The sequence below is a fragment of the Streptomyces sp. NPDC001153 genome (genome assembly GCF_053598315.1).
Genome location: NZ_JBSFJZ010000029.1, coordinates 1 through 16,068, shown reverse-complemented (window position 1 = coordinate 16,068; position 16,068 = coordinate 1). Strand labels below are relative to the sequence as shown.

The 16,068-nt window shown below is 73.6% G+C and carries 12 protein-coding genes; 11 read left to right on the top strand and 1 reads right to left on the bottom strand.

Annotated features, from left to right (window positions below; genetic code table 11):
* The first annotated feature begins 130 nt into the window (after nucleotides 1-130).
* The 3 genes from ACWDEN_RS29475 to ACWDEN_RS29465 all read left to right on the top strand — a co-directional run bounded on the left by ACWDEN_RS29475 (nucleotide 131) and on the right by ACWDEN_RS29465 (nucleotide 3,425).
* Nucleotides 131-1,414: a sensor histidine kinase gene (locus ACWDEN_RS29475; protein WP_450860751.1), complete on the top strand. Its 1,284-nt coding sequence runs from the start codon at nucleotides 131-133 to the stop codon at nucleotides 1,412-1,414.
* Between the two features lie 83 nt (nucleotides 1,415-1,497).
* Complete coding sequence (locus tag ACWDEN_RS29470; RefSeq protein WP_351614526.1) at nucleotides 1,498-2,169, top strand: response regulator transcription factor; 672 nt, start codon at nucleotides 1,498-1,500, stop codon at nucleotides 2,167-2,169.
* Nucleotides 2,170-2,240: 71 nt separating this feature from the next.
* Entirely contained in the window at nucleotides 2,241-3,425 is a 1,185-nt protein-coding gene (locus tag ACWDEN_RS29465) for a cytochrome P450 family protein (RefSeq protein WP_351614529.1), read from the top strand.
* Between the two features lie 256 nt (nucleotides 3,426-3,681).
* Here the strand turns inward: ACWDEN_RS29465 and ACWDEN_RS29460 are convergent, their stop codons facing one another.
* The gene (locus ACWDEN_RS29460) at nucleotides 3,682-4,704 is read right to left on the bottom strand and encodes a Gfo/Idh/MocA family protein (protein WP_351614532.1); all 1,023 of its coding nucleotides are present in this window, start codon (nucleotides 4,702-4,704) and stop codon (nucleotides 3,682-3,684) included.
* A 130-nt stretch (nucleotides 4,705-4,834) separates the two neighbouring features.
* On the opposite strand from ACWDEN_RS29460, the gene ACWDEN_RS29455 reads away from it, so the two are divergent.
* From ACWDEN_RS29455 to ACWDEN_RS29420, 8 genes are all read left to right on the top strand, one after another.
* The gene (locus ACWDEN_RS29455; protein WP_351614557.1) at nucleotides 4,835-5,572 is read left to right on the top strand and encodes a GntR family transcriptional regulator; all 738 of its coding nucleotides are present in this window, start codon (nucleotides 4,835-4,837) and stop codon (nucleotides 5,570-5,572) included.
* 163 nt (nucleotides 5,573-5,735) lie between these two features.
* Nucleotides 5,736-6,740, top strand: coding sequence for a sugar ABC transporter substrate-binding protein (locus tag ACWDEN_RS29450; protein ID WP_450860748.1), 1,005 nt, complete (start codon nucleotides 5,736-5,738; stop codon nucleotides 6,738-6,740).
* A complete protein-coding gene (locus ACWDEN_RS29445) occupies nucleotides 6,737-7,765 on the top strand; it encodes an ABC transporter permease (protein WP_450860746.1) in 1,029 nt (342 codons plus the stop codon). Before ACWDEN_RS29450 ends, ACWDEN_RS29445 begins: the two co-directional genes overlap by 4 nt.
* Nucleotides 7,762-8,532, top strand: a complete 771-nt coding sequence (locus tag ACWDEN_RS29440) for an ATP-binding cassette domain-containing protein (protein ID WP_351614539.1) — start codon at nucleotides 7,762-7,764, stop codon at nucleotides 8,530-8,532. Before ACWDEN_RS29445 ends, ACWDEN_RS29440 begins: the two co-directional genes overlap by 4 nt.
* 141 nt (nucleotides 8,533-8,673) lie before the next feature.
* Nucleotides 8,674-9,819: an ROK family glucokinase gene (locus tag ACWDEN_RS29435; RefSeq protein WP_351614541.1), complete on the top strand. Its 1,146-nt coding sequence runs from the start codon at nucleotides 8,674-8,676 to the stop codon at nucleotides 9,817-9,819.
* A complete protein-coding gene (locus ACWDEN_RS29430) occupies nucleotides 9,816-10,397 on the top strand; it encodes a sugar kinase (RefSeq protein ID WP_450860743.1) in 582 nt (193 codons plus the stop codon). The genes ACWDEN_RS29435 and ACWDEN_RS29430 overlap by 4 nt, the downstream gene beginning before the upstream one ends.
* A 96-nt stretch (nucleotides 10,398-10,493) precedes the next feature.
* Entirely contained in the window at nucleotides 10,494-13,346 is a 2,853-nt protein-coding gene (locus ACWDEN_RS29425) for an SNF2-related protein (RefSeq protein ID WP_450860741.1), read from the top strand.
* An 809-nt stretch (nucleotides 13,347-14,155) separates the two neighbouring features.
* The gene (locus tag ACWDEN_RS29420; RefSeq protein ID WP_450860739.1) at nucleotides 14,156-16,018 is read left to right on the top strand and encodes an SWIM zinc finger family protein; all 1,863 of its coding nucleotides are present in this window, start codon (nucleotides 14,156-14,158) and stop codon (nucleotides 16,016-16,018) included.
* The last annotated feature ends 50 nt before the right edge of the window (nucleotides 16,019-16,068 follow it).

Genomic DNA, 16,068 nt, shown 5'->3' with positions numbered 1-16,068 from the left:
CCGGTGTCCGGTCAGGCGGTGACGCTCGGCACGGCTCACCCGGTGGGGCCGCCGAAAGTCGACGAGCCCGCGACTTTGGTAGCCGATCAACCCCTGCCGGGCGGCCGGCACCCCCGCGCCCTGCATAGATTTGTCGACCGTGACAGAGAACGAGCTCGACCACACCGTGGCGCGCGGAGCGTGGCCCCGCCGGTGGATGCTGCCCTCCGCCCTGCTGCACGGGCTCGACCCGGACTCCGCCCCGGCAGACCGGCGGCCCCGGCGCACCGCACGGGACTGGGCCGTCGACACCTGCTGCTTCCTGCTGGCCGTGTTCCTCTTCCTGGCGTCCGCCGTCACCCTTCGCCAGGAGGACGTGCCCGGTGGCCTGGCCGTCGCCGACGTGGTGCTGGGCGCCCTGTCCTGCGGTGCCGTCTGGCTGCGCCGCCGCTGGCCGGTCGGTCTCGCCGTCGCGATGGTCGTCGTCGGTTTCGTGTCCTCCACGGCGGGCGGGGCCGGCGCGGTCGCCCTGTTCACGCTGGCCGTGCACCGGCCCTTCCGTTACGTCGCCTGGATCGGCGGCGCCGACCTCGCCCTCGTACCCGTCTACTACTGGCTGCGCCCGGACCCCGATGTGCCCTTCGCGGCTTCCGTCGTGTTCGTCGTGCTGCTCGGCGTCTCCGTCATCGGCTGGGGCATGTTCGTGCGCTCCAAGCGGCTGCTGCTGCTCAGCCTGCGCGAGCGGGCCCGGCGCGCGGAGACCGAGGCGCGGCTGCGCGCCGAGCAGGCGCAGCGGCTCGCCCGCGAGGCCATCGCCCGCGAGATGCACGACGTCCTCGCCCACCGGCTCACCCTGCTCAGCGTGCACGCGGGCGCGCTGGAGTTCCGGCCGGACGCGCCCCGCGAGGAGGTCGCCCGGGCCGCCGGAGTGATCCGGGAGAGCGCGCACGAGGCGCTCCAGGACCTGCGGGAGATCATCGGCGTGCTGCGGGCCGGCGAGTCCGACGACGCGGCCGGGGAACGGCGCCAGCCGACGCTGGCCGCGCTGGACGCCCTCGTCGCCGAGTGCCGCGAGGCCGGCATGAAGGTCACGTTGGACCACCACGTCGCCGACCCGGCCGCCGTACCCGCCTCCGTCGGCCGCACCGCCTACCGCATCGCCCAGGAGGCCCTGACCAACGCCCGCAAACACGCCCCCGGCGCCGAGGTCACCCTGAGCCTCACCGGCACCCCGGGCGAGGGCCTGACCGTCACGGTCACCAACCCGCCGCCCACCACCGAGCCCACGCCCGTCCCCGGCTCCGGGCAGGGCCTGATCGGCCTCACCGAGCGCGCGACCCTGGCCGGCGGCCGGCTGGAGCACGGCAGCACGGCCGACGGCGGGTTCGAGGTACGGGCCTGGCTGCCCTGGGGCCGCACCGGGCCCACAGCCTGAGGCCCCCCTGGGCCGGCCGGCCGTGGATCCCGGCGGGCCGAGGGGGGCAACACGGGCAGCGCAACCGTGATTACGTAAGCCCCATGACGCCGATCAGACTCCTCCTCGTCGACGACGACCCGCTCGTACGGGCCGGACTGGCCCTGATGATCGGCGGGGCCGAGGACATCGAGATCGTCGGGGAGGCCGCGGACGGCGCCCAGGCCGAGGAACTCGTCTCGCGCACCCGGCCGGACGTCGTCCTCATGGACATCCGGATGCCGTCGGTGGACGGGCTCACCGCGACCGAGCGGCTGCGCGCGCGGACCGACGCCCCGCAGGTCGTGGTGCTCACCACCTTCCACGCCGACGAGCAGGTGCTGCACGCCCTGCGCGCGGGCGCCGCCGGATTCGTGCTGAAGGACACCCCGCCCGCCGAGATCGTCGACGCCGTGCGCCGGGTCGCGGCCGGCGACCCCGTGCTGTCGCCCGCCGTCACCCGGCAGTTGATGCGGCACGCGGCCGGCGGCGCCGCCGACGCGCGCCAGGCACGCGCGCGTGAACGGCTCGCCGTCCTCAACGACCGCGAGCGCGAGGTCGCCGTCGCCGTCGGCCGCGGCCTCGCCAACGCGGCGATCGCCACCGAGCTGTTCATGAGCGTGGCCACCGTCAAGACGCACGTCTCCCGCGTCCTCGCCAAGCTCGGCCTCGGCAACCGGGTCCAGATCGCGTTGCTGGCGTACGACGCCGGACTCCTCGAGGAGGACGGGCACTAAGCGCCTGCGCCGCGCGTTGTCCTGGTGCCGGGGATGCCCGGTGTGCCTCGGGGGAGTCCGGAAGGGGAGCGATGGGCAGGCAAGACGTGGTTGATCTGGGGGAGTTCGGGGACGCGCTGCGCACGGATCCGCATCCGGTGTACGCCCGGCTGCGCGAGCAGGGCCCCGTGCACCGCGTCCGGCTGCCGGGCTGGGAGGACGAGGCCTGGCTGGTCGTCGGGTACGAGGAGGCGCGGGCGGCCCTCGCCGACAACCGGCTGGCCAAGGACACGGCCAAGATCGGCGTGACCGTCATGGACCAGGAGATGATCGGCAAGCATCTGCTGGCCACCGATCCGCCCCAGCACACCCGCCTGCGCGGCCTCGTCACCCGCGCGTTCACGATGCGCCGGGTGGAGCAGCTGCGCCCGCGGATCCAGCAGATCACCGACGAACTGCTGGACGAGATGCTCCCGGCCGGCCGCGCCGACCTCATCGCCTCCCTCGCCTACCCGCTGCCGATCACCGTCATCTGCGAACTCCTCGGCGTGCCGGGCATGGACCGCGAGGAGTTCCGCGCGATGTCCACGGAGGTGGTCGCGCCGACCAGCGAACAGACGGGGTACGACGCGATCGTCCGCCTCGGCCAGTACCTCACCGAGCTGATCGAGGACAAGCGCTCCTCGGGTCCGACGGACGACCTGCTGAGCGATCTGATCCGCACCACCGCAGAGGACGGCGACCGGCTCTCCGCGCAGGAACTGCGCGGCATGGCCTTCCTGCTGCTGGTCGCCGGCCACGAGACCACCGTCAACCTCATCGGCAACGGCGTCCACGCCCTCCTGACCCACCCCGGCCAACTCGCGGCTCTCCGCGCCGACATGAGCCTCCTGGACGGCGCCGTCGAGGAGATGCTGCGCTACGAGGGCCCGGTGCAGAGCGCCACCTACCGGTTCGCCGCCGAGCCCCTGGAGATCGCCGGCGCCGCCATCGAGAAGGGCACCCATGTGGTGATCAGCCTCACCGCCGCCCAGCGCGACGGCGAGCGCTACGACGAACCGCACCGGTTCGACATCCGCCGCGACACCCGCGGCCACCTCGCCTTCGGCCACGGCATCCACTACTGCCTCGGCGCACCCCTGGCGCGCCTGGAGGGCCGCACGGCCATCGGCGCCCTCCTGGAGCGCGCCCCCGGCCTCGCGCTCGACGGCACGTCGGGCGAGTGGCTGCCCGGCCTGCTGATGAGAGGGATGCGCACCCTTCCGGTGCGCTGGTGAACGGCCTCTGAGACCAGCCCTGCGCGAGCCGCGGCCACGTTCGCAGGCGTAGCCCGCGGCGCGGCAGGTGTTGGCGGAGTCGGCGGCAATGGTCGTGCGCGGCGCGGGTGACTTCGGTTGCGCGTGGCGCCCGCAGTAACGGTCCTAGGCGGAGCCGGCGGCTACGGTCGTGCGCGGCGTGGGCTGCAACGCCCGTGCGTGGCCCGCCGTATCGCTCGTGCGAGGCCCGGGGTCTCGGTCGTACGCGGCCCCGGCGTCACCCTCGCGACAGCTGTGCCCGGTCCGGGATTTCCGTGAGGGACACCGGGCGTCGCTCGCGGCGGGAGACCTCGCAGGCCTCGGCCACCCGCAGGGCCTGCAGGGCCTCGTGGCCGTCGCACGGGTTGGGGCGCTCGCCGCGCACCACCTCCACGAAGGCGTTCAGCTCGGCCTCGTACGCGGGCCCGAACCGCTCCAGGAAGCCCGGCCACGGCTTGTCCGCGGGCGGCGGCCCGGTCGGCTCGGTGGACGCGAGCGGCGTACGGTCGTCCAGGCCGACCACGACCGTGTCCGCCTCCCCGGCCAGCTCCATGCGCACGTCGTACCCGGCGCCGTTCAGCCGGGTCGCCGTGGCCGTGGCGAGCGTGCCGTCGTCCAGCGTGAGCAGCGCCGCGCCCGTGCCGACGTCGTCGGCCTCGCGGAACATCGCGGGCCCGGCGTCGGACCCGGTGGCGTAGACGTCGGCCACCTCACGGCCCGTCACCCATCGCAGCACGTCGAAGTCGTGGATCAGCGTGTCCCGGAACAGCCCGCCGGACAGCGGGAGCCAGTCGGCCGGGGGAGGGGACTGGTCGCAGGTCATCGCGCGCACGGTGTGCAGCCGGCCGAGGCGTCCCGAGCGCACGGCCTCTCGGGCGCCGGCGTATCCCGCGTCGAAGCGCCGCTGGAACCCCATCTGCAGGATCGTGCCCGCCGTCTCCACCTCGGCGAGCGCCTGCACCGTGCCCGGCAGGTCGAGCGCGATCGGCTTCTCGCAGAAGACCGGCAGGCCCGAGCGGGCTGCCCGACCGATCAGTTCGGCGTGCGCCGACGTCGCCGTGGTGATCACCACCGCGTCCACGCCCCACTTGAAGATCTCGTCCACACCCGGCGCCGCCGTCTCGCCCAGCCGGTGTGCCAGTCCCTGTGCCCGGGCTGGATCCGTGTCCGTCAGGATCAGCGACCCGACGTCGCGGTGACGGCTCAGCGTTCTGGCGTGAAGGGTGCCGATGCGGCCCGTACCGATGACCCCGATGCGCATGGAAACAAAGTGAGGGCGGAGCCCGTACGCTGTCAATGCGTATGTCCGGACAATCGGACTACACAACTTCCCGTCAACCGACCACAGGGCTACGCTCGGGCCCGTGCCGAAACCAGATGTGGACCCCACCGTGTCGCTCGACCTCCACGTGGACCGTAGCTCCCCGGTGCCGTTGTACTTCCAGCTCTCCCAGCAGCTCGAAGCCGCCATCGAGCACGGCAGCCTCACCCCGGGCAGCCTGCTGGGCAACGAGATCGAGCTGGCCGCGCGGCTCGGTCTGTCCCGGCCGACCGTCCGCCAGGCCATCCAGTCCCTCGTCGACAAGGGGCTCCTCGTGCGCCGCCGCGGCGTCGGTACGCAGGTGGTGCACAGCCAGGTCAAGCGCCCGCTGGAGCTGAGCAGTCTGTACGACGACCTGGAGGCGGCCGGCCAGCGCCCCGCGACCAAGGTGCTGGTCAACACCGTCGTACCGGCCTCCGCCGAGGTCGCCGCCGCGCTCGGCGTCCCCGAGGGCAGCGATGTGCACCGCATCGAGCGGCTGCGCCTCGCGCACGGCGAGCCGATGGCGTACCTGATCAACCATCTCCCGCCCGGCCTGCTCGACCTGGAAACCGGCCAGCTGGAGGCCACCGGCCTGTACCGGCTGATGCGCTCGGCCGGGATCACCCTGCACAGCGCCCGTCAGTCCATCGGCGCCCGCGGTGCGACGGAGGCCGAGGCCGAGCGGCTCGCCGAGGCCGAGGGCGCGCCGTTGCTCACCATGCAGCGCACCACCTTCGACGACACCGGCCGCGCGGTCGAGTTCGGCGACCACACCTACCGGCCGACCCGCTACTCCTTCGAGTTCCAGCTGCTCGTCCGGCCCTGACCGGGACCCGCGTTCGTCGCAATGTCCGGACAATCGGCCGGGCCGGTGCTCCCCGGCTGTGTCATGAGTGTCACCCGTGTTCGATACTGGAGCGTTTGGGGCCGCTGAGCTGATCACCGGCCCCTTCCGTACGTACGAACACAGCAAGAAGGGGCACTGCCTCGTGGCACGGTTCAGGACCTGGGCGGTCATTGCGCTGACAGGGGCACTTTCGCTGTCCCTCGCGGCGTGCAGCAGCACCGGAGGCAAGCGGGCCGAGGACGCCCGCAGGGTCGCCGCGGCCCAGGGGAGAGCGGCGGTGAACACGCCGCGCTGGACCTTCGCGATGATCACCCACTCGGGAGACGGCGACACCTTCTGGGACATCGTGCAGAGCGGCGCCAGGCAGGCCGCCGTCAAGGACAACATCAACTTCCTGTACTCGCACGACGACCAGGCCCAGCAGCAGGCGCAGCTCGTGGACGCGGCGGTCGACAAGAAGGTCGACGGCATCATCGTCACCCTCGCCAAGCCCGACGCCATGAAGGCTGCCCTGGCCCGCGCCGAGAAGGCCGGCATCCCGGTCATCACGGTGAACTCCGGCTCCGAGGAGTCCAAGACCTTCGGCGCCCTCACCCACATCGGCCAGGACGAGACCATCGCCGGCGAGGCCGTCGGAGACGAGCTGAACAGGCGCGGGAAGAAAAGGGCCCTGTGCGTGCTGCACGAGCAGGGCAACGTCGGGCACGAACAGCGCTGCGACGGCGTCGCCAGGACCTTCCACGGCACCCTGCAGAAGCTCTACGTCAACGGCACCGACATGCCCGACGTCCAGTCCGGCATCGAGGCCAAGCTCCAGGCCGACAGGTCCATCGACTCCGTCGTCACCCTCGGCGCGCCGTACGCCGACACCGCCGTGAAGGCGAAGAGCGACGCGGGCAGCAGGGCCGAGATCGACACCTTCGACCTCAACGCCCAGGTCGCCGCCGAGCTGAAGAACGGCACCCTCGGCTTCGCCGTGGACCAGCAGCCGTATCTCCAGGGCTACGAGGCGGTCGACCTGCTGTGGGCCTACAAGTACAACGGCGACGTCCTCGGCGGCGGCAAGCCGGTGCTCACCGGCCCGCAGATCATCACCAGGGACCAGGCCTCCGCGCTGGCCGCGTACACCCAGCGGGGCACCCGATGAGCGCGGCCGCTGATGAAAGGATTCTGCAGGGCTCGCCGCTGAAGAAACTGCTCGCCCGGCCGGAACTGGGCTCGGTGGTCGGCGCGCTCGCCGTTTTCGCCTTCTTCGCCTTCGCCGCCGACGGCTTCCTCAACGCCTCCAGCCTCAGCACGGTCCTGTACGCCTCCTCGACCATCGGCATCATGGCCGTACCGGTGGCGCTGCTGATGATCGGCGGCGAGTTCGATCTGTCGGCCGGTGTCCTGGTGACGTCCTCGGCGCTGGTGTCCTCGATGTTCAGCTACCAGATGACGGCGAACACCTGGGTCGGCGTCGGCGTGTCCCTGCTGGTCACCCTCGCCGTCGGCGCCTTCAACGGCTTCCTGCTCACCCGCACCAGGCTGCCCAGCTTCATCGTCACGCTGGGTACCTTCCTGATGCTGACGGGCATGAACCTGGGCTTCACCAAGCTGATCGACGGCACGGTGTCGACGAAGACCGTCGGGGACATGGAGGGCTTCCGCTCCGCCCACGCACTCTTCGCCTCGACCCTCACCGTCGGCGGCGTCGACTTCAAGGTCACGATCCTGTGGTGGCTGGGCCTGGTCGCCCTCGCCTCCTGGATCCTGCTGCGCACCCGCGCCGGCAACTGGATCTTCGCCGTCGGCGGCAACCAGGACGCGGCCCGCGCGGTCGGCGTCCCGGTCGCCAGGACCAAGATCGGCCTCTACATGGGCGTGGCGTTCGGCGCCTGGATCTCCGGCCAGCACCTGCTCTTCTCCTTCGACGCCGTCCAGTCCGGCGAGGGCGTCGGCAACGAGCTGATCTACATCATCGCGGCCGTGATCGGCGGCTGCCTGATCACCGGCGGCTACGGCAGCGCGATCGGCTCCGCCGTGGGCGCCCTCCTCTTCGGCATGACGAGCAAGGGCATCGTCTTCGCCGAGTGGAACCCCGACTGGTTCAAGTTCTTCCTCGGAGCGATGCTGCTCCTCGCGACCCTGCTCAACGCCTGGGTCAAGAAGCGCGCGGAGGCCAACAAGTGACTCTCGTCGAGCTGACCGGCGTCAGCAAGCACTACGGCACCGTCCGCGCCCTCGAGGGTGTCTCGCTGGAGGTCCACCCCGGCGAGATCACCTGCGTCCTCGGCGACAACGGAGCCGGCAAGTCCACCCTGATCAAGATCGTCGCGGGTCTGCACCGGCACGACGGCGGCACCCTGAGCATCGAGGGCGAGGAGACGACTTTCTCCTCCCCGAGGCAGGCCCTGGACCGCGGCATCGCCACGGTCCACCAGGACCTGGCGGTGGTCCCCCTCATGCCGGTCTGGCGCAACTTCTTCCTCGGCTCCGAGCCCCGCAAGGGCAAGGGCCCCTTCAAGCGCCTGGACACCGACCTCATGCGCCGCACCACCCGCGAGGCGTTGCTCCGCATGGGCATCGACCTCCGGGACGTCGACCAGCCCATCGGCACCCTCTCCGGCGGCGAACGCCAGTGCGTGGCGATCGCCCGCGCCGTCCACTTCGGGGCGAAGGTCCTGGTCCTGGACGAGCCGACGGCGGCACTGGGTGTGAAGCAGTCCGGTGTGGTCCTGAAATATGTGGCCGCGGCACGCGACGAGGGCCTGGGCGTTGTTCTGATCACCCACAACCCGCACCACGCATACCTGGTGGGGGACAGGTTCGTGCTGTTGCGGAGGGGCACGATGGTGGGGAATCACACACGGGACGAGATCACGCTGGACGAGCTGACCCGGCAGATGGCGGGAGGATCCGACCTGGACGCCCTGCGCCATGAACTGCAGCGTGGCTGAGGGGCGCGGGGCCGCATCGATCAGCGGCTCCGCCGCGGGGCGCGACAAGCCACGACGCACCCGCGGTCGGCGACGCTCGCGCACCCCCCTCTCCCGTCCCGTACGCGACCCACACCCGTGGTGAGGCAGAATCGACAGACGATGAGCACCTACCGCGACCTCACCGCCCCCATCGGCTCCCGCAGGGCCCCCGTGCTCCGTACGGTCGGCACCAGGGAACGCCGCTCCCACCTGACAGCACCCCGCGTGCCCACGGTGGGGATCGACATCGGCGGCACCAAGGTCATGGCGGGCGTCGTGGACGCCGACGGCAACATCCTGGAGAAGCTCCGCGCCGAGACCCCGGACAAGTCCAAGAGCCCCAAGGTCGTCGAGGACACCATCGTCGAACTGGTCCTGGACCTGTCCGACCGGCACGACGTGCACGCGGTCGGCATCGGTGCGGCCGGCTGGGTCGACGCCGACCGCAACCGCGTCCTGTTCGCCCCCCACCTGTCCTGGCGCAACGAACCGCTGCGCGACCGCCTGAGCGGTCGCCTGTCCGTGCCGGTCCTCGTGGACAACGACGCCAACACCGCAGCCTGGGCGGAGTGGCGCTTCGGAGCGGGGCGTGGCGAGGACCACCTCGTCATGATCACGCTCGGCACCGGCATCGGCGGCGCCATCCTGGAGGACGGCCAGGTCAAGCGCGGCAAGTACGGCGTCGCCGGCGAGTTCGGCCATATGCAGGTCGTGCCCGGCGGCCACCGCTGCCCGTGCGGCAACCGCGGCTGCTGGGAGCAGTACAGCTCAGGCAACGCGCTCGTCCGCGAGGCCAAGGAGCTGGCCGCCGCCGACTCCCCGGTGGCGTACGGGATCATCGAGCACGTCAAGGGCCAGATCGCCGACATCACCGGCCCGATGATCACCGAGCTGGCCCGCGAGGGCGACGCGATGTGCGTCGAGCTGCTCCAGGACATCGGCCAGTGGCTCGGCGTCGGCATTGCCAACCTCGCCGCCGCCCTCGACCCGTCCTGCTTCGTCATCGGCGGAGGGGTCTCGGCCGCCGACGACCTGCTCATCGGCCCCGCCCGGGACGCCTTCAAGCGCCACCTCACCGGCCGCGGCTACCGCCCCGAGGCACGCATCACCCGCGCCCAGCTCGGCCCGGAGGCCGGCATGGTGGGCGCAGCCGACCTGGCCCGGCTGGTCGCCCGCCGGTTCCGCCGGGCCAAGCGCCGCCGGGTGGAACGGTACGAGCGCTACGAGCGGTACACCCAGGCCCGACGCGACCGGGACACCGCATGACCGCCTCCCTGCCCCGCCAGGCCGCCCCGCCGGACGAGCCGCGCCGCCCCGCCGAGGCCCCCCGGCACAAGGCCAGGCGCCGCGCGCTCACCCTGCTCATCATCGGCCTGCTGATCGGCGTACCGGCCGGCTACCTGGTGATCTCCGCGAACCAGAGCCGCAACAGCGGCAAGGACAAGGAGGCGAAGTACTCGGCGACCGGCCTGACCCCGGGCGGGCCGTCGAAGGTGCAGAGCCGCCTCTACCAGGTGACGGCCCCGCACCCGGCCGACTCCATCGCCTCCTACGAGACGAACAACTGGAGGACCAGCCGGCTCTACGTGCAGTTCCGCACCAACCCCGCCGGCCTGGACAGCTTCCTGCAGACCATGGGCGCACGCCCGGACGAGCTGAAGAAGGGCGACATCGCCATCGGCGCCCGCGACCAGAGGGTCAGCGGCTGGCGCTTCACCGGCCCCGGCCCCTGGTGGGGACTGACCCACGAGCAGAAGAACCCGGCGCCGACCCAGGAGGTGGTCGTGAACATGACCGACCCGAAGAACCCGGTGGTCTACGTCGTCTCCCGCACGGTCCCCTAGCCGCAGGCCCCGGCCGGTCCCGGGGCCGATTGTCAGACCCCGCCCGTAGAGTCGAAGACATCTGATCCGACGCACGGGCGGGAGGTGGCAGGACGTATGAGCGCAGGCACGGCCGCGGTGGCCGAGCGCACGGCAGGCTCCGGGCGGGCCGGGGACCAGGTCCCGGTGCGCCTCGCGTCCGTGTACCTTCCGGCGCCCCTCCCACGCGAGGGCCGCATCGCCTTCTGGGACCCCGAGGGCGGATCCGTCGAGGGCGACACCGCCGAGATCACGGTCGTACGACGCCACGGTGCGGGCGTGCGCCGCAGGCAGGTGCCCGCGCTGACCCTGCCGCTCGCCGATGCCCTGCCGCTGCTGGCCCGGGCCCGCCGCGACCCGGCCGCCCATCCGGCCACGGCCTGCTGGGGCGCCGCCGCGCTGCACGCGCTGCGACTGGTCGCCCGCGGCCGCCTGCTGCCGGGCCTGACCCCGGCAGGCCATGACGCCTGGCGGGCGGGCCCGCTGGAGCCCGCCGACATCGCCCACCTGCGCGCGGTCGCCGCCGCCCTGCCCCCGGAGGGCCACGCCGTGCCGCTCCCGGACCCAGGGCCGCTCCGGCTGCCCGAGCCGGAGGCCCTGATCCGCTCCTTCCTGGACGCGGTCGCCGACACCCTGCCCCGCACCCCGGCCGCCCCGTACACCGCCGGCCGGCCCTTCGCCGCCCGGGAGCCCGTGGCGCTGCCCCAGGCCCACGAATGGGCGGCCGAGGTCGCCGCCGGCATGGACGCGGGCGTGCGGATCTCGCTCCGCCTGGACCTGTCCGCGTACGACGTCTTCGACACCGGCGCGAGCGCCCCGCAGCCGACCGGACCGAGGAACGCCGGCGCGGCCATCGTGCAGGTGCACAGCCTCGCCGACCCCACCCTGGTGGCCGACGCGGCGGCCCTGTGGGCGGGGGAGGCCGACACGGCGTTCGGGCCCCGCTCGCGGGTGGACGCCGCCCTCGCCGTGCGGCGCGCGGCCCGCGTGTGGCCGCCCCTGGACCGGCTCGCCGAACAGGACGTGCCCGATGTGCTGGCCCTGTCCGAGGAGGAGCTGGGCGAACTGCTCGGCGTGGCGGCCACCCGCCTGGCCGCCGCCGGGGTCGCCGTGCACTGGCCCCGCGACCTCGCCCGCGACCTCACGGCCGCGGCGGTGGTCCGCCCGGCGCCCGGCTCGGCGACCGACGGCACCGGCTTCTTCGAGAGCGAGGAACTGCTCCAGTTCCGCTGGCAGTTGGCGCTCGGCGGGGACCCGCTCAGCGAGGCCGAGATGGACGCTCTGGCCGAGGCCCACCGCCCGGTGGTACGGCTGCGGGACAGCTGGGTGCTGGTCGACCCGGCCCTCGTCCGCAAGGCCCGCAAGCGCGAACTGGGCCTGCTCGACCCGGTCGACGCGCTGTCCGTGGCGCTCACCGGCACCGCCGACATCGACGGCGAGAGTGTCGAGGCCGTGCCGGTCGGCACGCTGGCCGCCCTCCGCGACCGGCTCACGGCGGGCCTGCGCCCCGCCGACCCGCCCGCGGGCCTCGCCGCCACCCTCCGCGACTACCAGCTGCGCGGTCTGGCCTGGCTGGACCTCATGACCACCCTCGGCCTCGGCGGCTGCCTCGCCGACGACATGGGCCTCGGCAAGACGGTCACGCTCATCGCCCTGCACCTGAAACGCGCCCGCACCGAACCGACCCTCGTCGTCTGCCCGGCCTCCCTGCTCGGCAACTGGCAGCGCGAGATCACCCGCTTCGCACCCGGCGTCCCGGTCCGCCGCTTCCACGGCCCGGACCGCACCCTGGACGGCCTCGACGGCGGGTTCGTCCTCACCACGTACGGCACCATGCGCTCCACCGCCCCCCGCCTGGCCGAACAGCCCTGGGGCATGGTCGTGGCAGACGAGGCCCAGCACGTGAAGAACCCCTACTCGGCGACCGCCAAGGCGCTGCGCACCATCCCGGCCCCCGCGCGCGTGGCGCTGACCGGCACCCCCGTGGAGAACAACCTCTCCGAACTGTGGGCCCTGCTCGACTGGACCACCCCCGGACTCCTCGGCCCCCTGAAGTCCTTCCGCGCCCGGCACGCCCGCGCGGTGGAGAACGGCGAGGACCAGGAGGCCACGGACCGCCTCGCCCGCCTGGTCCGGCCGTTCCTGCTGCGCCGCAAGAAGTCCGACCCCGGCATCGTGCCCGAGCTTCCCCCCAAGACCGAGACCGACCACCCGGTGCCGCTCACCCGCGAGCAGGCCGCGCTGTACGAGGCGGTGGTGCGCGAGTCGATGCTGGCCATCGAGACCGCCGAGGGCATCGCCCGCCGGGGCCTGGTGCTGAAACTTCTGGGCGCCCTGAAGCAGATCTGCGACCACCCGGCGCTGTACCTGAAGGAGGAGGCGCACGCCGACCGGCTCGTGGCCCGTTCCGGCAAACTCGCCCTGCTGGACGAGCTGTTGGACACCCTCCTCGCCGAGGACGGCTCGGCGCTGGTCTTCACCCAGTACGTCGGCATGGCCCGCCTCATCGCCGCGCACCTGTCCGCCCGCGCGATCCCGGTGGACCTGCTGCACGGCGGCACCCCGGTCCCGGAACGCGAGCGCATGGTCGACCGCTTCCAGAGCGGCGAGACCCCGGTCCTGGTGCTCTCCCTGAAGGCCGCCGGCACCGGCCTGAACCTCACCCGCGCGGGCCATGTCATCCACTTCGACCGCTGGTGGAACCCGGCGGTCGAGGAACAGGCCACCGACCGCGCGTACCGCATCGGCCAGACCCAGCCGGTCCAGGTCCACCGCCTGGTCACCGAGGGCACGGTCGAGGACCGCATCGCCGAGATGCTCACCGCCAAGCGCGCCCTGGCCGACGCCATCCTCGGCTCCGGCGAGGCGGCGCTCACCGAACTGACGGACCGCGAGCTGTCCGACCTCGTCTCACTGCGGCGGCAGTCATGACGGACGGGGAACGCCGAGAACGCGGTGAGCAGCGCCCCGCCGACGCCGCCCGCCGAGCCCTACGGGAGGCCCGGCAGCGGGCGGAGACCGGACGGGCCGAACCCGAAGCTGCGGGAGCTGAGCGGGCTGGGGCCGAGTGGGCTGGGCGCGAACAGGCCGTGAGCGAACCAGCCGGGTGCGAACAAAACGGCGCCGAGCGGATGGGATGCGAACAGGCAGGCGCCGGGCCGGCCGGGTCCGGGAGGGCGGCAGCAGGGCGGGAGGAGACTCTGCCGCGGCAGGCGGTGTCCGGGCGCGGGGACGACCGGGCCGGCGCCGCGGAGCCGAGGCCCGCGGACGTCGCGCGGGCCGCCCTCCGGTCGGCCAGGTCGGCTCTGCCCGCCCGGTCGGGCACGGACGACACGACGGACGGGACCAGCGACTCCGCCGCACCGGCTGACGGCAGGACAACAGGCGCTCCGGCACGGTCTGCTGAAGGAGGAGTGCTCGGCGCCATGGCGCGCTCTGCCGACGAAGGCGGGCGCGGCGCCACGGGGCGGTCCGGCCGTGCGGGTGAGCGGGACGACTCCGCGGCTGCCCGTGCGGGTGACTGCGATGTGTCCGGGCCTACCGGGGCTGATGCCCGGGTCGTGTTCGGTGCTGCGGGTGCGGGTGCGGGTGCGGGTGCGGGTGCGGGTGCGGGTGCGGATGCGGGTGCGGATGCCCGGGGCGTGCCCAGGGCTGCCGGCGTGGATGCCCGGGATGTGCCCGGGGCCGCCCGTACAGACGCCAAGGATGTGTCCGGGGCTGCCCGTGCGGGGGATCGAGATGTGTCCGAGGCCGCCGGTGCGCAAGGGCCCGCGGGGCGTCCCGCCGATGTGGCCCGTGAGGCACTCCGGTCCGCCCGCCGGGAGGCGCTGCGTGCCGAGGCCGAGGCGGAGGAGGCTGCCGCGCGTGGCCGGCGGTCGCAGGAGGGCCGTACCCGACGCGGGCCGCGCGCGACCGGTGGCTCCGGCTCCCCGGCATCGCGTACCGCTGCCGTCCCCGGGCCGGACTCCCCGGCCGCCCGCATCAAGGCCGCCCAGGACATGCGGCGCTACCTGGCCGACGCCTTCCGGATGCCGGTGTGGTCCGACACCCCGGAGGACGAGACCCCGAGCACGGACACCAACGGTGGCGGCGACAGTACCGACGCCGACACCACCGAACCCCCCGGTGTCACCACTCCCGCCGAACCGGACCCCAACCCCGCCGAACCGGCCCCCGCTCCCGCCGGTCCGGGACCGGCGCGGGACGAGTCGGCGTACCCCCGCACACTCCCCGCCGCATCCGCTCCCATCACCTCCACCACCCCCGCCACCCGAGACGACACCGTCCCGCGCCGACCCGCCCCCGCAGTCGCGTCCCCCCACGTGCCCGCCACCATGGGTACCCCCCACCGCGACTCCGAACTGCGCCGTACCTTCCCCGAGTTCGCGCCCCGTGAGGCCACCCACGAGGGCGCGCCGTTCGCCGGGACCTGGTGGGGCAACGCCTGGGTGGCCGCGCTGGAGCAGGGCGCGCTGGACCCCAAGAGGGTGGCACGGGGCCGCGGTTATGCCGACCAGGGGCACGTCGACGCGATCACCGTGACCCCGGGGCTGGTCCTGGCGTACGTCCGCGGAAGCCGGCCCCGCCCGTACCGGGTGCAGGTGCGGGTCCGCACGCTGGAGGACACGGACTGGGCGCGCTTCCTGGACGCGGCCGCCGACCGGCCGGGGCACATCGCCGCGCTGCTCGACAAGGAACTGCCCCAGTCCCTCGCCGACTGCGGTGTGCCCCTGCTGCCCGGTCCCGGCGACCTCGTGCCGCGCTGCAGCTGCCCCGACTCCGGGCACCCCTGCAAGCACGCGGCGGCGCTCTGCTACCAGACGGCACGGCTGCTCGACGCCGACCCGTTCGTACTGCTCCTGCTGCGCGGCCGGGGCGAGCGGAGCCTGCTCGACGCGCTGTCCCGGCGCAGCGCCGCCCGCGCGGCCCGCGCCGCCCAGGAGCGGCAGCCGGAGTCCCTGCCGGGCGTACGCGCCGCCGACGCCCTCGTCCCGCGCGAACTCCCGCCGCTGCCTCCGCCGTTGCCGGTACCCCCGCATCCCGAGCAGCCCCCGGTCTATCCGGCGGCGCCCGGTGGCCCGGACCCCTTCGCGCTGGACCAGCTCGCGACCGACGCCGCCGCCCGCGCCCACGCGCTGCTCGGCACCGGACGCGACCCGGTGGGCGAGCTGACCCTGTGGCAGGACGCGGTGCGCCTGGCCGCCGCCCGCCCCGGCTCCGGCCTCACGGCCACCACCCGCACCCTGTACGCCACGCTCGCCACGGCCGTCGGCCGCACCTCGGGGGACCTCGCGCGGGCCGTCGCGGCCTGGCGCCAGGGCGGGGCCGCCGGGCTGGCCGTGCTGGAGGAGCCGTGGGACCCGCCGGCCGGCCGCTTCGACCGGGCCCGCCCGCTGCTGCTCGCCGCCGACCTCCCGGCGTTCCGCCCCTGGCGCAACCGCCTCACCCATCCGCGCGGCCACGTCCAGCTCCGGCTCGGTCGCGACGGCCTGTGGTACGCGTACGAGTCGGAGCCGGGTAAGGACGACTGGTGGCCCCGCGGTACACCCGACCTGGACCCGGTGGGCGCCCTGACCGGCCTCGGCACGCCTGACGACACCTGACCGTCCGGAGCGCGGGAAGGCCGGTGCCGGCAGCGGTGGTCGCTGCCGGC